At 69.9% G+C, this 18,810-nt stretch carries 18 protein-coding genes and 2 pseudogenes; 2 read left to right on the top strand and 18 right to left on the bottom strand.

The features are described 5' to 3' along the window. Positions 1 to 73: 73 nt before the first annotated feature. Positions 74 to 328: pseudogene (locus tag EDD93_RS40405) on the bottom strand (hypothetical protein); the annotation flags it as partial. On the opposite strand from EDD93_RS40405, the pseudogene EDD93_RS27410 reads away from it, so the two are divergent. Continuing rightward, positions 327 to 1,256: pseudogene (locus tag EDD93_RS27410) on the top strand (amidase family protein); the annotation flags it as partial. The pseudogenes EDD93_RS40405 and EDD93_RS27410 overlap by 2 nt on opposite strands. Here EDD93_RS27410 and EDD93_RS27405 read toward each other — a convergent pair. The 12 genes from EDD93_RS27405 to EDD93_RS27350 all read right to left on the bottom strand — a co-directional run bounded on the left by EDD93_RS27405 (position 1,238) and on the right by EDD93_RS27350 (position 13,389). Next, complete coding sequence (locus EDD93_RS27405) at positions 1,238 to 4,072, bottom strand: RNA helicase (protein WP_123529380.1); 2,835 nt, start codon at positions 4,070 to 4,072, stop codon at positions 1,238 to 1,240. The pseudogene EDD93_RS27410 and the gene EDD93_RS27405 overlap by 19 nt on opposite strands. 44 nt (positions 4,073 to 4,116) lie before the next feature. After that, positions 4,117 to 5,037: a diacylglycerol kinase gene (locus tag EDD93_RS27400; RefSeq protein WP_123528178.1), complete on the bottom strand. Its 921-nt coding sequence runs from the start codon at positions 5,035 to 5,037 to the stop codon at positions 4,117 to 4,119. Between the two features lie 18 nt (positions 5,038 to 5,055). Beyond that, positions 5,056 to 6,021, bottom strand: a complete 966-nt coding sequence (tatC, locus tag EDD93_RS27395; protein WP_123528177.1) for a twin-arginine translocase subunit TatC — start codon at positions 6,019 to 6,021, stop codon at positions 5,056 to 5,058. A 49-nt stretch (positions 6,022 to 6,070) separates the two neighbouring features. Beyond that, the gene (gene tatA / locus EDD93_RS27390; protein ID WP_123529378.1) at positions 6,071 to 6,361 is read right to left on the bottom strand and encodes a Sec-independent protein translocase subunit TatA; all 291 of its coding nucleotides are present in this window, start codon (positions 6,359 to 6,361) and stop codon (positions 6,071 to 6,073) included. A gap of 243 nt (positions 6,362 to 6,604) precedes the next feature. Then, positions 6,605 to 6,802: a hypothetical protein gene (locus tag EDD93_RS27385; protein ID WP_123528176.1), complete on the bottom strand. Its 198-nt coding sequence runs from the start codon at positions 6,800 to 6,802 to the stop codon at positions 6,605 to 6,607. A gap of 83 nt (positions 6,803 to 6,885) precedes the next feature. Beyond that, positions 6,886 to 7,164 carry a hypothetical protein gene (locus tag EDD93_RS27380; RefSeq protein WP_123528175.1) on the bottom strand — a complete coding sequence of 93 codons (279 nt, stop codon included), beginning with the start codon at positions 7,162 to 7,164 and terminating at the stop codon, positions 6,886 to 6,888. Between the two features lie 18 nt (positions 7,165 to 7,182). Next, entirely contained in the window at positions 7,183 to 8,139 is a 957-nt protein-coding gene (locus EDD93_RS27375) for a YafY family protein (protein WP_123528174.1), read from the bottom strand. A 13-nt stretch (positions 8,140 to 8,152) separates the two neighbouring features. Further along, the gene (locus EDD93_RS27370; protein WP_123528173.1) at positions 8,153 to 9,106 is read right to left on the bottom strand and encodes a YafY family protein; all 954 of its coding nucleotides are present in this window, start codon (positions 9,104 to 9,106) and stop codon (positions 8,153 to 8,155) included. Positions 9,107 to 9,220: 114 nt separating this feature from the next. Further along, the gene (locus EDD93_RS27365) at positions 9,221 to 9,595 is read right to left on the bottom strand and encodes an FKBP-type peptidyl-prolyl cis-trans isomerase (RefSeq protein ID WP_123528172.1); all 375 of its coding nucleotides are present in this window, start codon (positions 9,593 to 9,595) and stop codon (positions 9,221 to 9,223) included. A gap of 43 nt (positions 9,596 to 9,638) precedes the next feature. Continuing rightward, positions 9,639 to 10,595, bottom strand: coding sequence for an FKBP-type peptidyl-prolyl cis-trans isomerase (locus EDD93_RS27360; RefSeq protein ID WP_123528171.1), 957 nt, complete (start codon positions 10,593 to 10,595; stop codon positions 9,639 to 9,641). Between the two features lie 163 nt (positions 10,596 to 10,758). Next, positions 10,759 to 12,120, bottom strand: coding sequence for a Pup--protein ligase (gene pafA, locus EDD93_RS27355; RefSeq protein ID WP_123528170.1), 1,362 nt, complete (start codon positions 12,118 to 12,120; stop codon positions 10,759 to 10,761). Positions 12,121 to 12,129: 9 nt separating this feature from the next. Further along, positions 12,130 to 13,389: an MFS transporter gene (locus tag EDD93_RS27350; RefSeq protein ID WP_123528169.1), complete on the bottom strand. Its 1,260-nt coding sequence runs from the start codon at positions 13,387 to 13,389 to the stop codon at positions 12,130 to 12,132. Between the two features lie 132 nt (positions 13,390 to 13,521). On the opposite strand from EDD93_RS27350, the gene EDD93_RS27345 reads away from it, so the two are divergent. After that, a complete protein-coding gene (locus EDD93_RS27345; RefSeq protein ID WP_123528168.1) occupies positions 13,522 to 14,559 on the top strand; it encodes a LacI family DNA-binding transcriptional regulator in 1,038 nt (345 codons plus the stop codon). A gap of 56 nt (positions 14,560 to 14,615) precedes the next feature. On the opposite strand, the gene prcA is transcribed toward EDD93_RS27345, so the two are convergent. The 5 genes from prcA to dop form a co-directional block, all read right to left on the bottom strand. Beyond that, positions 14,616 to 15,494 carry a proteasome subunit alpha gene (gene prcA, locus EDD93_RS27340; RefSeq protein ID WP_260255967.1) on the bottom strand — a complete coding sequence of 293 codons (879 nt, stop codon included), beginning with the start codon at positions 15,492 to 15,494 and terminating at the stop codon, positions 14,616 to 14,618. Between the two features lie 59 nt (positions 15,495 to 15,553). Next, positions 15,554 to 16,399 (bottom strand): proteasome subunit beta, encoded by an 846-nt coding sequence (gene prcB / locus EDD93_RS27335; RefSeq protein ID WP_123528167.1) that lies wholly within the window; start codon positions 16,397 to 16,399, stop codon positions 15,554 to 15,556. Then, positions 16,351 to 16,863 (bottom strand): endonuclease VII domain-containing protein, encoded by a 513-nt coding sequence (locus EDD93_RS27330; RefSeq protein ID WP_311318340.1) that lies wholly within the window; start codon positions 16,861 to 16,863, stop codon positions 16,351 to 16,353. Before EDD93_RS27330 ends, prcB begins: the two co-directional genes overlap by 49 nt. An 87-nt stretch (positions 16,864 to 16,950) precedes the next feature. Further along, positions 16,951 to 17,169, bottom strand: a complete 219-nt coding sequence (locus EDD93_RS27325) for a ubiquitin-like protein Pup (protein WP_123529375.1) — start codon at positions 17,167 to 17,169, stop codon at positions 16,951 to 16,953. Between the two features lie 120 nt (positions 17,170 to 17,289). Beyond that, positions 17,290 to 18,801 (bottom strand): depupylase/deamidase Dop, encoded by a 1,512-nt coding sequence (gene dop, locus EDD93_RS27320; protein WP_185092541.1) that lies wholly within the window; start codon positions 18,799 to 18,801, stop codon positions 17,290 to 17,292. Positions 18,802 to 18,810: the final 9 nt, after the last annotated feature.

The following is an 18,810-nucleotide window of genomic DNA, read 5'->3' as shown; positions in this document are numbered from 1 at the left end:
GCGCGCACGGGGGTGAGCCGTGGCCGGGGTCACGTGGGCGGCGCCCCCGTAACCCCGGCCGTCCCCGTCGGGCTTACGCGGGCGGCGCCCCGGCCGTCCCCGTGACCCCGGCGGTACCCGCACCCCCGATGGCACCGATGCCCCCAGCAGTCCACGTGACCCCGACGATCCGCAGTGCAGCGTCTGCCTCGGCCGCCGCGAACGCCTCCACGGGCCGCTCGGGACCCGACAGGTGGACCAGGATCACGCCCTCGATGAGCCCGAAGACCAGACCGGTGCGCAGTGCCGCCTCGTCCCCGGTCAGCGCCCCGCCCGCCTCGACGGCGGACCGGCTGCGCGCGGCGGGCGCCGTGCTGCGGCCCGTCGACCTGACCCCGTTCACCCGGGCGGCCGCGATGCTGTACGAGGGGGCGTTCGTCGCGGAGCGCTATACGGCGGTGGGCGCGTTCGTCGACGGCGGCTCCCCTGACCTCGACCCGACGGTGGCGGCCGTCATCGGCGCCGCACGGGACATCCCGGCACACCAACTGTTCGCGGACCTGGACCGGCTGGCCGCACTGCGCACCGCGGCCGTGGCCGCACTCGGCGACGCGGACGCGCTGCTGCTCCCCACGGCCCCCGGTCACCCCAGCCTCGCCGACGTCGCGGCCGACCCGCCGGGGGCGAACGCCCGCCTCGGCCGGTTCACCAACTCGACCAACCTGTTCGGGCTGTGCGCGGTGGCCGTCCCCGCGGGCGAGGTGGCGGGGCTGCCGTTCGGCGTGATGCTGGTGGGCCCGACCGGCACGGACGAACGGCTGCCCCGGATCGCGGACCTGCTGACCCCGCCCGCCCATCTGGCCGTGGTGGGCGCGCACTTGACCGGCGAACCGCTCAACCTCCAGCTCCTGGCAGTGGGCGCCCGGCTGGTCCGTACGACGACGACAGCCGCCGCCTACCGGCTGCACGCCCTGGCGACGACCCCGCCCAAGCCTGGCCTGGTACGCGCGGACACGGGGGGCGCCGCCGTCGAAACGGAGATCTGGGAACTCCCCGCCGAGGGCCTCGGCGTCCTGGCGGCCGCCCTCCCCCACCCGATGGCCCTGGGCCGGGTGGACCTCGCGGACGGCACGGCGGCCACCGGCTTCCTCTGCGAGCCGTACGCCGTGCACGGGGCGACGGACATCACGGAACACGGCGGCTGGCGCGCGTACAGAGCCGCAGCCTCGGCCGCCGGGGGCAGCCACCGGCCCCGGCATCACCCCACAGAGCTGTAGGCCACCACTCCGCGCAGCACCTCGTCGACCGCCTTCCGTGCGTTCCGCCCCACCGAACTGCCTTCGCGCGGCGCCGCGGCGGCCACCTGCCCCAGCACGTCGATCACCTGCTTGCACCAGCGCACGAAGTCCCCCGCCGGCATCTCCGCCTCGCGCAGCACCTCGTCCAGCGTCCGGCCGGACGCCCACATGTACACCGCCCAGGCGAAGCCGAGGTCGGGTTCGCGCTGTCCGACCCCCTCCGCCTGGTTGATCTTGAAGTCCTCCTCCAGGGCATCCAGCCGCCCCCAGATCCGGACCATTTCGCCCATCGCGGTCTTCGCCGGTCCGGACGGCAGCTTGGGCGCCACCGCGTCGTCGGACTGCCGGGCCTCGTACACCAGCGCCGAGACGCACGCGGCGAGTTCGGCGGGGTTCAGCCCCTCCCACACACCGGCGCGCAGGCACTCGCTCGCCAGCAGGTCCAGCTCGCCGTAGAGGCGGGCGAGCCGCTTCCCGTGCTCGGTGACCTCGCTGCCGCGCAGGTAGTCGAGCTCGGTGAGCAGCGCGACGATCCGGTCGAAGGTGCGGGCGATCGTGTTGGTGCGCCCCTCGATGCGGCGCTCCAGCTGCTGGGTGTCGCGCTGCAGCCGGTGGTAGCGCTCGGCCCACCGCGCGTGGTCCTCGCGCTCGTCGCACCCGTGGCAGGGGTGCGCGCGCAACTCGGCCCGGTAGCGGGCGATCTCCCGGTCGTCGGCTGCGCCCGAGCGCTCCTTGCGGTGCCGCTCCGGCACGATGTGCCCCGCCTTGGTGCGCAGCGCGGAGGCCAGATCGCGGCGCGACTGCGGCGAGCGCGGGTTGAACGACTTCGGCACGCGCATCCGCTCCAGCGCCTCCACCGGCACCGGGAAGTCGATCGAGGCGAGCCGCTTGACCTGCCGTTCGGCCGTCAACACCAACGGCCTCGGCCCGTCGTGGTACTCCATGCCCCGGTGGCCGTGCCCGTTGGTCCGCCCTGCGGGCAGTCCGGGGTCCAGGACCAGTGCCAGTCCGGCGAACTTGCCGGTCGGCACATGGATGACATCGCCGGGCTTGAGCTTCTCCAGGGACGCCGCCGCGGCGGCCCGCCGCTGCGACGCTCCGTGCTTGGCGAGCTCCGTCTCCCGGTCCTTGAGGTCGCGGCGGAGCCGCGCGTACTCCTCGAAGTCACCGAGGTGGCAGGTCATTCCCTCCTTGTAGCCCTCCAGACCCTCCTCGTTCTTCTGGACCTGGCGGGAGATCCCGACGACCGACCGGTCCGCCTGGAACTGGGCGAAGGAGGTCTCCAGCAGTTCGCGGGAGCGGTGCCTGCCGAACTGCTGCACCAGGTTCACGGCCATGTTGTAGGACGGCCGGAAGCTGGAGCGCAGCGGATACGTGCGCGTACCCGCGAGTCCGGCGAGCGCGCCCGGGTCCATGCCGCGCTGCCAGAGCACCACCGCATGACCCTCGACGTCGATCCCGCGCCGCCCCGCCCGGCCGGTCAGCTGGGTGTACTCGCCGGGGGTGATGTCGGCGTGCTGCTCGCCGTTCCACTTGACGAGCTTCTCCAGGACGACGGAGCGCGCGGGCATGTTGATGCCGAGGGCGAGCGTCTCGGTCGCGAAGACCGCCTTGACGAGCCCGCGCACGAACAGTTCCTCGACGACCTCCTTGAAGGTCGGCAGCATCCCGGCGTGGTGCGCGGCGATGCCCCGCTCCAGGCCTTCGAGCCATTCGTAGTAGCCGAGGACATGGAGGTCCTCGGTGGGGATGGAGGCGGTGCGCGCCTCGACGATCTCCCGTACGAGCCGGCGCTTGTCCTCGTTGTTGAGCCGGAGCCCGGCCTGCAGGCACTGCTGCACGGAGGCCTCGCAGCCGGCCCTGCTGAAGATGAACGTGATGGCGGGCAGCAGACCCTCGGCGTCCAGCCGGTCGATGACCTCCGGCCTCGACGGCGTCCAGATCCGGCTGCGCTGGCGCCGCTCCCGCTCGCGGTCCGCCTCGCGCACCATCTTCCCGCGGCGGCGCTCGCGCGGGTTGTACCCGCGCTGGTTCTCCATGCGGGCGAGCCTGACGAGGTCGGGGTTGACCTCACGGCGTCCGACGCCCCGGCCGCCGTGGTCGCTCTCCTCCTCGAAGAGGTCGTACATCCGGCGTCCGGCCAGCACGTGCTGCCACAGCGGCACGGGGCGGTGCTCGGAGACGATCACGGCGGTGTCGCCGCGCACGGTGTCCAGCCAGTCGCCGAACTCCTCGGCGTTGGACACCGTCGCCGACAGTGACACCAGTGTCACGGATTCGGGCAGGTGGATGATCACTTCCTCCCACACCGCGCCCCGGAAGCGGTCGGAGAGGTAGTGCACCTCGTCCATCACCACGTAGCCGAGGCCGCTCAGGGCCTGGGAGCCCGCGTACAGCATGTTCCGCAGCACCTCGGTGGTCATGACGACCACCGGGGCATCGGCGTTGACGCTGTTGTCGCCGGTGAGCAGGCCCACCTTGTCCGCGCCGTAGCGCTTGACCAGGTCGGCGAACTTCTGGTTGGAGAGGGCCTTGATCGGTGTGGTGTAGAAGCACTTGCGGCCCTGCTCCAGGGCGAGGTGCACGGCGAACTCACCGACGATCGTCTTGCCCGAGCCGGTCGGGGCGGCGACGAGCACGCCCTTGCCGGCCTCCAGCGCCGTGCAGGCCTCGATCTGATAGGGGTCCAGCTCGAACTCGTACATCTCGCGGAACGGCCCGAGCGCGGTCGCCTGCTCGGCGGCTCGGATCCGGGAAGCCTGGTATCGCTCAGCTGGTGAGAGGTCCTCTGTCATCTTGTCCACGAGCCTACCCGCCGCCTCCGACAGTGACGCGATCTTTAGTTCACCGTGGCAGAACCGGCCGGAGAAGCCGCCCCGAGCACCCGGACCGCGCCCGGCACCGAGGTGGCGGTCAGCGGCAGCGCGCCGAGCGGCTCGCCGTCCGCGTACGCGGTGACGCCGACCGCTTCGAGGGAGATGGAGGAGACCCGGTGCGTGGTGACGACGGGGTGGCTGAGATGCGTCCCCTTGTAGACCCGGGGGAACACCTTGAGGAGCGTGGTCCGGCTGCAGTCGCCGACCACCGTCACGTCGAAGAGGCCGTCGTCCATGACGGCGTCCGCGCAGATCCGCATGCCGCCGCCGTACGTGGATCCGTTGCCGACGGCTATGAGGGTCGCCGCGATCTCCCTGACCGGGCCGCCGTCCAGGCTCATGCGGTAGGCGATGGGCCGGAACGCGGCGAGTTCGGCGAGGATCGCCAGGTCGTACTTGAACCGGCCGCCGGGCCAGCGCATCCGGTTACCCCGGTCGTTGACCCGGGAGTCGAAGCCCGAGGCGAGCACGGACCCGAACCACCGGTCACCGACCCGGCCGAGGTCGATCTCGCGGACGGCGCTGCCCTTGAGCGCCTCGGCGGCCAGTCGCCCGGCCGCGGCCGGGTCGCGTACCGGCAGGCCCAGGGCGCGGGCGAAGTCGTTCCCGGTGCCGACGGCGACGACGCCGAGCGGGGTCCGGGTGCCGGCCACTGCCTGCAGGGCCAGCGACATCATCCCGTCCCCGCCGACGGCGACCAGCGCGCCGGTCCCCCCGGCCACGGCCTCGCGGGCCCGCCGCAACGCGTCGTCGGCGTCCTCACCGAGGACCGTACGGACGGAGAACCCGGCGTCCCGCAACGCGGAAGCGGCCGGCTGCGCGGCGTGCGCGCCCCGGCCGCGTCCTGCGGTGGGATTGACGAAGAGAGTGATCTCGCTGGTCACCCGGGGGACCTTACAAGGTCAGGTGATGTCGTCGTAACCGTTCGACCGGGTCGATCGTCCGCCGTCCCGTTCCCCGTCCGCCTGCTCGGGCAGCGAGGGCCGTGACGCCGACACGTTCTCCATGTCGCCGATGTCCTCGGGGGTGAGGTCGAGCTCCGAGGCCTCGTCGTCGTCCAGCTCGGCGTCGGGGTTGCTCCGTCGCCTGCGCCGGTCGTTGGCCAGGCAGATACCCAGTGCGAGGAAGTAGAGGACCACGATCGGCGCTGCGAGCGTGATCATCGTCAGCGGGTCACCGGTGGGCGTGGCGACAGCGGCGAAGATCGTGATGCCCATGACCATGCCGCGCCACCAGCCCGCGAGCCGCTTGGCCGTGAGCACTCCGGTGAAGTTCAGCAGGACGAGCAGGAGCGGCAGCTCGAAGGCGAGACCGAAGACGATCACCATACGCGTGACGATGTTGAGGTAGTCGTCGACGGGCAGCAGGTTCGTCGTGTTCTCGGGGGTGAATTCGAGCAGGACCGCGGCCGTCTGCGGCATCAGCTTGTACGCGAGCGCGGCACCCACGAGGAACAGCGGCACACCCGCGCCGACGAAGCTCAGTGCGTACTTCTTCTCGTGCTTGTGGAGACCCGGGGCGAGGAACGCCCACAGCTGGTAGAGCCAGACGGGGGTGGAGAGCACCACGCCCGCCATGAGCGAGACCTTGAGGGCGATGGAGAACGGTGCGACCAGACCGTTCACCGTCATCTCGGCGCACGGGCGGCCGTTCTCCTGGACCTTCCGGCCGTTGGTGCAGCCGACCGACTCCAGGATGGGACGGATCAGGAAGTCGATCAGGTCCTTGTAGAAAAAGGCCGTGACCGACGTGATCACGATGACCGCCACGACCGCGATCAGCAGTCGGTTACGCAACTCACGCAGGTGATCAGCGAGAGACATCCGCCCCTCGCCGTCCTTCTCCTGCTTGCGGGCAGACTTGAGCAACCCACTTCCCTCGTCTCGTGCGGCAGCTGCCGGAGAAATCCGTCAGCCGTCAGCTCTGGGTGGTGGGCTTCGCTTCACTCACGGGGCGGGAGCTCGTGACATCGCCGGGGGAAGCCTGGATCGTGCGCGCGGCGGCCGGCTGCTGGGCAGCCTGGTCGGCGGCGGCGTCCGTCGTGGTCGCCGGCTCGTCGTCCTTCTTCATGGCCTTGGCCTCGCTCTTGAGGATGCGGGCCGACTTGCCCAGCGAACGGGCCATGTCAGGAAGCTTCTTGGCACCGAACAACAGGAGAACGACAGCGATGATCAGAACGATCTCGAGAGGCTTCAGATTGCCCATGATGTGCTTCCTTCTCGCTGAGGCGGCTGGAGGTGGGCTCGCTGCCCTTGGGTCGGACTGCCCTGGATCGGACACTCGTCCGACCTATTCGCTGGGAGCGATCGTAACCCGCAGGAGTAAACGCGAGGCAATGCCCGTGCATACTTTGAATAGCGGCCAGCACCTCCCTGCCTGGGCCGCCACCAGCAGCGTACCCCCCTGAACTGAGAAACAGGAGGCCGCGCCCGCCCCGATCGAACAGGCCCCCTACCTCAGGGTTTCACCCGTGGCCGCGAGATCGGTGGCCGCTTGCTCCAGATCCTCGGCGGCCCGGTTGATGCGCTCCGTGGTAAGGGTCACCTGGTGGCCGAGGCGCTGGGCCTCGATGAACACCCTGATGGCCAGCACGCCCAGGACGGCGATGCCGAGGAACCCCAGGGCGATGGCGAGCATGGGCCAGAACATGCGCAGAGCCTCGATGTGTCTCGTGTCCGGGTCCGGACAGACCGGTGTGATCCGGCTGTCCGAGGGCTGGTGGGGTCCGGTTCCTACGAGCCGGTGTGCAGGCGCAGCGTCCGTACGCCGCCGTCGGTGAGGAGCTCGACTATCCGGTCCCCCGCAGGTCTGCGGACGGCGGCGTCGCACCCGGGGCAGGTGAAGGAGTAGAACGTCGTCCGGCTGGTGGCACCGATCGCGAGCCGGATGGCGCCGGCCGCCAGCTCGAACCGCGCGCGGCAGTCCGGACAGGCGGCCCTGAACCGTACGGACTCGGGAACGAGAACGGTCGCGACGGACGAGACATCCGACACCGCGGACAGCTTGCTCATATCTCCTGCGCCCTCCCCTCAGGCCGGGCCGTCGTAGGCGGTGAGCGCCGCCCGTGCCGCGCGCCGCGCGCTCTCGGCCAGCTCCGGCGGCGAGACGATGCGCCCCTCCCGGCCGAGCCGGAGCGCGAGACGGCGCAGCGAGGCCGGGTCGGGCGTCCGCAGGGTGATCCGCAGACCGCCGTCGGGCAGCTCGTGGGCGCTGTCGTGCGGGTAGTACTCGGCGACCCAGCGCCCGCCGGGGCCGACCTCCACCACGACCTCCGGATCCCCGGCGGCGGGCTGGACCAGCCCCTCCGACAGATCCCGCAGCTCCAGCTCGGGCGGCGCGGCCGGCTCGTCGAGCAGCCGGATCTCCGCGACCCGGTCGAGGCGGAAGGTGCGCCGGTCCTCGGAGGAGCGGCACCAGGCCTCCATATAGGTGTGCCCGACGGCGAAGAGGCGGATCGGGTCCACCTCGCGCTCGGTCAGCTCGTCGCGCGCGGGCGAGTAGTAGCGCAGCCAAAGCCGGCGCCGCTCGGAGATCGCCCGGTCCACGTCCGCGAAGACGCCGCCCTCGGACTCGAAGGTGACCGAGAGCCGGGAGCTCGCCGCCCCCACCTCACCGGCGGCGGCCTCCAGCTTGGCGGTCGCGCGCAGCAGTGCCTGCCGGTCGCTCTCCCGCAGTCCGGGCAGCGTCGCGACGGCGCGGGCGGCGACCAGCAGGGCGGTCGCCTCGTCGGCGGCGAGCCGGAGCGGCTCCGCGACGTCGTCCGGGTTGTGCCACCAGATCCGGTCGCCGTCGGTGTCGATGTCCAGCAGATCGCCGCCGCGGAAGCTGGTCCCGCACATCGGCAGGACGTCGAGGTCCGAGATGAGCTCGTCCTCGGTGATCCCGAAGGCCCGCGCGACGTCCTGGACGTGCGCGCCGGGGCGCTCACGCAGATACGTCACCAGCGAGAGCATCCGGCGGGTCTGGTCGATGGCGTTCGTGGCCATGAATACGGTCCCCTCAGTCCTTGGCCACGGCGCGCAGCCGGTCCACCACGTCGGCCCGCAGATCCGCAGGTTCCCGCACGACCACGTCCGGACCGAACTCGACGAGCCAGGCGTCCAGACCGTGTCCGTACGGAATCTCCAACTCCTCCCACCCGTCACCGAGTTCCCGTACCGATGTGGCACGGGCCCGCAGCGGGTAGCCGGAACCGGTCCGCAGCCTGATCAGCGCGGTCCGGGTCGCCGTCTCCCCCGCCCAGCTCTCGACGGTCTCACGGACGGTGACGACGTCGGGCACCTCGGCGGTGAACGCGCCGGCCCGGGAGCGCACCTTGCCGGCGATCCGGGAGAGCCGGAACACCCGCTCCGCGCCCCTGCCCCGGTCCCAGCCGGCCAGATACCAGTGGCCGCGCCAGCACTCCAGCGTCCACGGTTCGACCTGCCGCTGCTCGGGGCGGGCGGCATTGGCCTTGCGGTAGTCGAACGTCACCGGGCGGCGGTCCCGGCAGGCCAGCATCAGCGGTTCGAACGCGGCCTCGTGAACGGGGATACGGGGTTCGAGGGCGCTGTGCACCTCGTACGCGTCCTCGGCCTCCGGCATGCCCGCCGCCCGCAGCTTCTGCAGGGCGCCACTGGCCGCACCGGCCAGCCGGGCCTGCTGCCACACCTTGGCGGCCAGCCCGAGCGCGGCGGCCTCCTCGGCGTCCAGCGTGATCGGGGGCAGCCGGTTGCTGTCGCGACGGGCGAGATAGCCGGTGTCGCCGTCCAGGTTCTCCACGGTCTCGATGACCAGACCGAGCTCGCGCAGATCGTCCTTGTCGCGCTCGAACATCCGGTTGAAGGCGTCGTCGGAGCCCGCCTCCAGGTAGGCCTCGATGGAACCGCGCAGTTCGCGCTTGCTGAGCGGGCGCCGGGTCCCCAGCAGACACAGCGCCAGGTTCATCAGCCGCTCGGCCTTGGCAATCGCCATCGACGCCCTTTCTGTTTTGCTCTACGACCGTCGACCGTACCGCTCCGGAGTGCCCGGACGAAAGCGAGGGCCCGTGCCTTGCGGCACGGGCCCTCGCAGCACACAGGTGCGGGATCAGACAGCGACCAGGTCGCAGACGAAGATCAGCGTCTCGCCCGGGGCGATCGCGCCGCCGCCGGCGCCGCGGTCACCGTAGGCGAGGTGCGAGGGAATGGTCAGCTGGCGACGGCCGCCGACCTTCATGCCCTGCACGCCCTGGTCCCAGCCCTTGATGACCTGGCCGGCACCGAGCTGGAACTGGAGCGGCGTACCGCGGTTCCAGGAGGCGTCGAACTCCTCACCGGTGGAGAAGGCCACGCCCACGTAGTGGACGGAGACGGTCTGACCGGCCTGGGCGACGGGACCGTCACCCTCCCAGATCTCCTTGATCTCCAGGTCGGCCGGCGGCTCGCCACCCGGGAAGTCGATCTCGGGCTTCTCGATGCTCACTGACTTGCTCCTCTAAATGATGAACTGGGCAACCGGGACAGTCTTACATCTTTGCCAGGATGTCCACGGCGAAGACCAGCGTCGAGTTCGCCGGGATGGACTGCTGCGCCTTGCTGCCGAAGGCCTGGTCCGGCGGGACGACGAGCAGCACACGGCTGCCGATCTTCTTCCCGATCAGCCCGTTCTTCAGTCCCTTGAGGGTGACCTGGGCCAGCGGGAAGGTCTGCGTCTTGCCCGTCGCGTAGGTGCTGTCGAACGTCTTGCCGTCCTTCCACAGCAGGCCCACGTAGTTCACGACGACACTGTCGGTGTCCTTCACGACCTCGCCCTTGGACTCCAGCACATAGTTGGAGACCAGCTTCTTCGGCGGAGTGGACTTGCTGGGGATCTTGACGGTCGGCGCCTTGCCGTCCGTGTTGGTGCCCACCTTCGGCAGGTCGACGTTGTCCTGGGCGACCTCGCTGCCCTTGGCCGACGCCGGAATCTGCTTCGCCTTCAGGATGTCGACGACGAAGACCAGGGTCGCGTTCGGCTTGATGTCGCCCTGGCCCTGCGCTCCGTAACCGAGGTCCGGCGGAATGACCAGCTCGACCCGGCTGCCGACCTTCTGGCCGACCAGGCCCTTGTCCCAGCCCTGGATGACCATGCCGGCGCCGAGCGTCAGGTCGAACGGCTGCTTGCGGTCGAAACTGTTGTCGAACGGCTTGGTGGAGTCCCACGCCTGCCCGAGGTAGTTGACCTGGATCGCGTCGCCGTTCTTGAGCTTCGCGCCGTCACCCTCACTGACAACGTTGGTCTTGAGCTCCTTGGGCGGCGTCCCCGTGCCCTTGGCCAGAGTGGGCTTCTCGCCGAACTTCGCGCCCGCGGTGATGGCGGGGAATCCACCCTTGGAGGGAGCGGACGCGGAGGCGGAAGCGGAGTCGGAGCCCTTGTCGTCGCTACCGCAGGCCGCTGACAGCAGCAGCAGGGGGACGACTAGAAGGCCGGCAAGTCGGCGCACTGGTTCCTCAGATCTCAGACGACACATGTGGGTGGGGCAGGCCCCGTGGGGGTCCCCGACACTCTAGGGCGTGGAAAGGGCCCCGCACGAGGAACGTACGGGGCCCGAGTCGCACCTGGGCCTGTCGACAGGCCCAGGGAGCCGAAGCACTTCCTGCGGCGGCTCACATACCCGCGATCAGCTTCTCCACTCGGTCGTCCACGGAACGGAACGGGTCCTTGCACAACACCGTCCGCTGCGCCTGGTCGTTGAGCTTCAGGTGGACCCAGTCGACGGTGAAGTCCCGGCGCTGCTCCTGCGCCCGCCGGATGAAGTCGCCGCGCAGCCGCGCCCTGGTGGTCTGCGGGGGCACCGACTTGCCCTCGAAGATCTTCAGGTCATTGCAGATACGGGCAGCCTGCCCCTTGCGCTCGAGCAGGTAGTACAGGCCCCGGCGACGATGGATGTCGTGGTAGGCGAGGTCTATCTGGGCGACCCGCGGATTCGACATGGTCATGTTGTGCTTGGCCCGGTAGCGCTCGATGAGCTTGTACTTCATGACCCAGTCGATCTCGGTATCGATCCGGTCGAGGTCCTCGGCCTCGATCGCGTCGAGCGTGCGGCCCCACAGTTCGAGGACCTTCTCGACGTTGCCCGTACGGATGCCGCGGCGGTCCACGAAGTCCACGGCCTTCTCGTAGTACTCGCGCTGCACCTCGATGGCCGACGCCTCGCGGCCACTGGCCAGGCGCACCTTGCGCTGCCCGGTGATGTCGTGACTGACCTCCCGGATCGCCCGGATCGGGTTCTCCAACGTCAGGTCCCGCATCACCGTGCCCGCCTCGATCATGCGGAGCACCAGATCGGTCGCGCCGACCTTGAGCAGCATGGTCGTCTCGGACATGTTGGAGTCACCGACGATGACGTGGAGGCGGCGGTAGCGCTCCGCGTCGGCGTGCGGCTCGTCCCGGGTGTTGATGATCGGACGGGAGCGTGTCGTCGCGGAACTGACGCCCTCCCAGATGTGCTCGGCACGCTGGCTGACGCAGTAGACCGCGCCCCGCGGGGTCTGCAGCACCTTGCCGGCACCACAGATCAGCTGCCTCGTGACGAGGAAGGGAATGAGGATGTCCGCGAGCCGGGAGAATTCTCCGTGCCGGGCCACGAGGTAGTTCTCATGGCAACCGTAGGAGTTTCCGGCCGAATCGGTGTTGTTCTTGAAGAGATAGACGTCGCCCGCGATTCCCTCCTCGTGCAGACGGCGTTCGGCGTCGACAAGCAGGCCTTCGAGAATGCGCTCGCCGGCCTTGTCGTGAGTGACCAGTTCGGTCAGGTTGTCGCATTCGGGGGTTGCATATTCCGGATGCGATCCCACGTCGAGGTAGAGGCGGGCGCCGTTCCGCAGAAAGACATTGCTGCTGCGGCCCCATGACACAACACGGCGGAAGAGGTAGCGCGCCACTTCATCAGGAGACAGTCGGCGCTGTCCCCTGAACGTGCACGTGACGCCGTACTCGTTCTCCAGCCCGAAAATGCGGCGGTCCATGACTGAACATTACGCCTGATGGCCCGAGCTGAAACCGGGTTCGACGGCACCGTTTCGATCATTTTCCGATCCTCGCACCGCCACAGCACTACGGCCGGGAGCTGCGAGGACCCTTCCGGTCGCCAGCAGAACCAGCAGCGCCGCCACTCCACCGGCCCCCGCGACGGCGAAGCTCCACGCCGTCCCGCCCAGCTCCACGACCGGTCCCGCCACCGCCGTCCCGGCCGCCGCGCCCACCCCGAAGGTCGTCACCAGCCACGAGAAGGCCTCCGTCACCGTGCCCCGCGGCGCATGCCTGTCGACGACGATGAACGAACATGCGATCGCGGGCGCCAGGAACACCCCGGCGACGCCGGCCAGCACGGTCATCGCCACCACACCGGGGGTCAGCGTCAGCGGCAGGTAGCCGAGCGCCAGCAGCGCCACGATCACCCGCAGCCGGCGCTCGGGCGGCCCCGCCCACTGCCGCGCCCCGTACACCACGCCACCGATCAGCGCGCCGAGCCCCAGGGCGGCCATCAGCCAGCCGTAGACGGACTCCTGGCCCCGGTCGTCGGCGTACGCCACACCCGCCACCGTGATGGAGCCCAGCGCCAGCCCGACGAAGAAGAAGGAACCGAGGAGCGCCAGCAGCCCCGGCGAGCGGAGGGCGCCCAGCCAGTGCGCCTCACGCGGCGCGGAACGCCAGGCCCTGGACGGGGCGGACAGCACGACGGACAACGCCCCCAGGACCCCTATCGCGTTGATCACGAGCAGTGCGGCGGCCGGCGACCAGAGGGAGACCAGCACGGTCACCAGCAGCGGCCCCACCGTGAACATGACCTCCTGCGCGACCGCGTCCATGGCGTACGCCCGGTGCACCCGGTCCTCGCTGCCCAGGACGCTCGGCCACAGGGCCCGCAGGCCCCCCTCCAGCGGAGGTGTGGCCACGCCCGCGAGGGCCACGGCCCCGTAGGCGAGCGGCAGCGACCCGAAGCCCGCCACGGCGAGCAGCACCATGCCGAGGGCCGAGAGCACGGCGGCGGGCAACTGGACGCGCGGCTGCCCGTACAGGTCCACCGCGCGGCCCAGCAGCGGCTGTCCGACCGCCGTGCCCAGCCCGTACACGGCGGCCAGCGCCCCCGCGAGGGCGTAGCTGCCGCCCTCCGCGCGGGTGAACAGCACGATCGCGATGGGGGCGGTGCCGTTGGGCAGCCGCCCCACGAGGGTGCCCGTCAGCAGCCGGGCGGCATGCCGCGCCCGGAGGATGTCCAGATATCCCGCGGCCATGTCCCGCCCCTCTCCCCGGGACGCCTTTCGGCCACCCTAGGTTTTACGTATAACTTCCTGGTTCATACGTACCATGTGACCAGTCCGCAGGTCCACCGCGCGGCGCCTGCCCCGACCGGCCCGGAGGCCCGAGTGACCAGCCCAGCCCAGCCCGCCCCCGCCCGGCCCACCAGCCGTGACGTGGCACGGGCCGCCGGTGTCTCGCAGGCCACCGTCTCCCTGGTCCTCGGCGGCAAATGGCGCGGCCGGGTCTCGGCGGCCACCGCGGAGCGCGTACGACAGGCCGCCCACGAGATCGGGTACCGGCCGAATCTCGCCGCCCGCAATCTGCGCCTGGGCCGCACCAGGACCGCCCTGCTCGTCGTCCCCGCCCTCACCAACGAGTTCTTCGCGCGGGTCTACACCGGGGCCGCCTCGGTCGCCGCCGAACACGGCTTCGGCGTCGTCCTGTACCCGTCGCCCGACGGCACCGGCCCGGCCCGGGACCCCTTCGCCTCGGCCCGTGCCGCACTCGACGGGGTGATCGCCTCATCGATGGCCGCCGACGCGCTGGGCGCCCTGCACGGGACCGGCCTGCCCCTCGTCATGCTCGACAGCGACCCCTCGGCCCCGGGTCCGGCGGCCCGGGTCAACCTGGATGTCGCCGACGGGATGCGGCAGGTGACGGAGCATCTGCTCGCTCTCGGCCACCGCCGCTTCGTCCATCTCGCCTCGGCCGTCGACACCTGGACCTTCGCGGTGCGCGCCGACGCCGTCCGGGACGCCCTGAGCGGTGTGCCGGGCACCGATGTACGCACCGTGCGAGCGGCTCTGGACGTGCGGGCCGGCCGCGCGGCCGCGGAGGGCGCACTCGCCCTGCCGGGCCCCCGCCCCACCGCCATCGTCTGCGACGACGACATCCTGGCCGCGGGCGCCTGCAAGGCGGCCCGCCGGCTCGGACTGCGGGTGCCGGACGACCTCTCCGTGACCGGCTTCGACGATCTGGCCCTGGCCACCGCCGTGGAGCCCGAACTCACCACCGTGCGGCTGCCCGCCGAACAGGTCGGCGAACGCGGCATGAACGCCCTGCTGGCCGTCCTGGACGGCCGCACGGCCGAGACCGGCAGCCTGCCGGTGCACCTGGTCGCCCGGGGCTCCTCCGCTCCCCCGCCCCCGGACCGCCCCGCATGACAGAGCCCCGGCCCGCCGGAGAGGCGGACCGGGGCAGAGCCGTACGGCCGAGCGGACTACTCCACGTCCCCACCCGAATCGGTGGAGCTGGAGTCGGCCGAACCGGAATCTGCGGAATCGCCCGAGTCGGCAACGGTCTTCTTGCCGCTCGGCTTGCCGGTACCGGTCACCGCCGAGGTGGTGTCGTCGCCGTCCTCCGTGTCGGAGGGAGCGTCCGTCGGCGTCGATCCGGCACCGTCGGCCTCCAGCAACCGCGCGAGCTGCCGGCCGACGATCCGCTTGAACTTGCGCTGCTGCGGCCTCGTACGGTCCAGGACCGCGACCTCCAGCCGCTCCGCGGGGATCTCCCGCTCACTGCCGTTGGGATCGCGGGACAGCGCCTGCACCGCCAGCTTCAGTGCCTCGGCCAGCGACATGCCGTCGCGGTGCCGCTGATCCAGGAAGGTGCTGATCTGCTCGGCGTTGCCGCCGACGGCGACCGAGCCGTGCTCGTCGACGATCGAGCCGTCGTGCGGCAGCCGGTAGATCTGGTCACCGTCCGCCGCGGCGCCCACCTCGGCCACCACCAGCTCCACCTCGTACGGCTTCTCGGCCGCACTGGAGAAGATGGTGCCGAGTGTCTGCGCGTAGACATTCGCCAGTCCACGGGCCGTCACGTCGTCACGGTCATAGGTGTATCCGCGCAGATCGGCATAGCGCACACCGCCGATACGGAGATTCTCGTACTCGTTGTACTTACCGGCGGCGGCGAAACCGATCCGGTCATAGATCTCGCTGAACTTGTGCAGCGCACGGGACGGGTTCTCACCGACGAACACAATGCCGTCGGTGTACTGCAGCACAACCAGGCTGCGACCACGGGCGATGCCCTTCCGGGCGTATTCCGCCCGGTCGGCCATGGCCTGCTGAGGTGAGACATAGAACGGCGTCGACACCGGCTATCCGTCCCTTTCTGTCAGTGGCAAGAGCATCGAAGAAGCCTCGGAAGGGGCGGTCAGAGCAGCTCGGCGCGCGGGCCGTCAGGCTCGGCGAGCCGTCGTTCCAGAACCGACCGGGCAATCTCTGCGGATTCTGTCTCGGTGAGTTTCCGGAAACCCTCGTCGGTGATGACGGTGAGGATCGGATAGATACGCCGGGCCACATCGGGCCCACCGGTCGCCGAGTCGTCGTCCGCCGCGTCGTAAAGGGCCTGTACGACCAGAGTGAGCGTCTGCTCCTGCGTCAGGTCCTCGCGGTAGAGCTTCTTCATGGAGGTGCGGGCGAAGATCGACCCGGAGCCGGTGGACGCGTAGCCCTGCTCCTCGGAACGGCCTCCGGTGACGTCGTACGAGAAGATCCGGCCCCGCTCGCGGTCGACGTCGTAGCCGGCGAAGAGCGGCACTACGGCGAGACCCTGCATGGCCATCGCCAGATTGCTCCGGATCATCGTGGAGAGCCGGTTCGCCTTGCCCTCCAGGGAGAGCTGTGCACCCTCGACCTTCTCGAAGTGCTCCAGCTCCAGCTGGAAGAGCTTGACCATCTCCACGGCCAGACCGGCCGTACCGGCGATGCCCACCGCCGAGTACTCGTCGGCCGGGAACACCTTCTGGATGTCGCGCTGCGCGATCATGCTGCCCATGGTCGCCCGCCGGTCACCGGCCAGCACCACGCCGCCGGGGAACGACGCCGCGACGATGGTCGTCCCGTGCGGGGCCTCGATGGCCCCCTTCATGGGCGGCAGCTGCCGGTTGCCCGGCAGCATCGCGGGCGACTGGTCGGTCAGGAAGTCCATGAAGGAGGACGATCCCGGCGTCAGGAAGGCAGCTGGTAGACGCCCGGTGCTACGAGTGTTGGCTTCCACGCGTTTCCCTCCACATATGCGGCTGCACGCCTTATGGCATCCGGCCGGTCCTTGAGCTGCCCCAGGGCTGCGTTGCAGCTGAAGCACAGTACGCCTCGGACCCTACCCGTCTCATGGCAGTGATCCACATGCTCTGCCGAAGCGGTCAGACAGATGCAACACGTGCCCTGCTGAGCGGCGATCAATGCGTCCAACTCGGCCGGAGCGAGGCCGTATGTGCGTCGGAAGTAACTGATCCGGTTCCGCTCCGCCCGGCATGGGCGGCAGTAGCTGGACCAGCCGTCCGAGGACGACCTGTTCCGCTCCCACTGACCATGCGGTTTCACCTCGCCGCACTGCGGACAACGTTTGTGCCCCCGCGGCACCGGCACCCTGACCCGGACGGACTTGCCCTTGGCCTCCTGACGCTGCTGGTAGTACTCGGCAGAGCACCGCCGGCAGTACGCCTGGAGGCCGTCCGGCATGGTCCTGTTACTCGCGAAGGACTGCCGCGGCAGACTCTTCCGACAGCGAGAACAGTTCCTCCCGTCGAGGGATTCGGACATTAAGCCCTATTCCCCACCTTTTTGAACAAACGACCTCACGAAATCTTCTGCGTTCTCTTCGAGTACGTCATCGATCTCGTCGAGGACGTCGTCGACGTCGTCGCTCAGCTTCTCCTGTCGCTCCTTGAGGTCCTCGGAGGCCTGCGCGTCCTGCGCCTGCTCCTCGGTCCCCTCGGTGGAACGCGTCGCCTTCTGCTGTCCGCCGCCGGTGTCCTTGGTCGCCATGTAGCTCACCCCGCTCGGTTCGAAGCACTTGATCAGACCCTACCTACGGGGTCCGACATTGGCCCGGTACTTGTCTCAACGTCCGGAGGTCATCGGAATGATTCCCAGCCTGCGGCCCTTTCAGCCGCCCGTGAGCACCCGGACCAGCTCTTCCGCGGTGCGGCAGCGGTCCAGGAGGTCCTTCACGTGCTCACGTGTGCCCCGGAGCGGCTCCATGGTGGGCACCCGCTGCAGGGAGTCGTGGCCCGGGAGATCGAAGATGACCGAGTCCCAGGAGGCCGCCGCGACGTCGTCCGCGTACTGCTCCAGGCAGCGGCCGCGGAAATACGCCCTCGTGTCCTCCGGCGGCGCCGTACGGGCCTGCTCGACCTCGTTCTCGTCCAGCAGGCGGTCCATCCTGCCCCGGGCCGCCAGACGGTTGTAGAGGCCCTTGTCGGCCCGTACGTCGGCGTACTGGAGGTCCACCAGGTGCAGCCTGGGTGCGTCCCAGTCGAGGTTGTCTCGGCGGCGGTAGCCCTCCATGAGCTCCCGCTTGGCGATCCAGTCCAGCTCGCGGGAGAGGCTCATCGGATCGTTCTCCAGCCGGTTGAGCGTGTCCTCCCAGCGGATCAGGATGTCCTTGGTCTGCTCGTCGGCATCCGCGCCGTACCGCTCCTCGACGTATTTGCGGCCCAGCTCGAAGTACTCCATCTGGAGCTGTACGGCGGTGAGTGTCCGGCCGCTGCGCAGCGTGACCAGCTGCTGGAGATCCGGGTCGTGCGACACCTGGTGCAGCGTGCGCACCGGCTGGTCGACGGCCAGGTCGACGTTGATGAAGCCGTCCTCGATCATGGAGAGGACCAGTGAGGTGGTGCCCAGCTTGAGATAGGTCGAGATCTCGGAGAGGTTCGCGTCGCCGATGATCACGTGCAGCCGGCGGTATTTCTCGGCGTCCGAATGGGGCTCGTCGCGGGTGTTGATGATCGGCCGCTTGAGTGTGGTCTCCAGGCCGACCTCGACCTCGAAGTAGTCGGCGCGCTGGCTGATCTGGAAGCCGTGCTCGTGGCCGTCCTGGCCGATTCCGACCCGTCCCGCTCCGGTGACGACCTGGCGCGAGACGAAGAACGGGGTCAGGTGGCGCACGATGTCCGAGAACGGGGTCTCCCGCTTCATCAGGTAGTTCTCGTGCGTGCCGTACGAGGCGCCCTTGTTGTCGGTGTTGTTCTTGTAGAGGTGGATCGGCTGGGCGCCGGGCAGCTGGGCCGCTCGTTCGGCGGCCTCGGCCATGATGCGCTCGCCGGCCTTGTCCCAGAGGACGGCGTCCCTGGGGTTGGTGATCTCCGGGGAGCTGTACTCGGGGTGTGCGTGGTCGACGTAGAGCCGTGCCCCGTTGGTGAGGATGACATTGGCCAGGCCGATGTCCTCGTCCGTGAGCTGACTGGAGTCGGCGGTCTCGCGGGCGAGGTCGAAGCCTCGCGCGTCTCGCAGCGGGTTCTCCTCCTCGAAGTCCCAGCGGGCGCGACGCGCCCGGTGCATCGCCGCCGCGTAGGCGTTGACGATCTGGGACGAGGTGAGCATGGCATTGGCGTTGGGGTGGCCGGGCACGGAGATTCCGTACTCGGTCTCGATGCCCATTACTCGCCGTACGGTCATGCGGCCCTC

The organism is Streptomyces sp. 840.1, assembly GCF_003751445.1.
Classification (GTDB): domain Bacteria; phylum Actinomycetota; class Actinomycetes; order Streptomycetales; family Streptomycetaceae; genus Streptomyces.
Note: the sequence above shows the minus strand (reverse complement) of the source record. Positions and strands in the feature narration are given on the sequence as shown.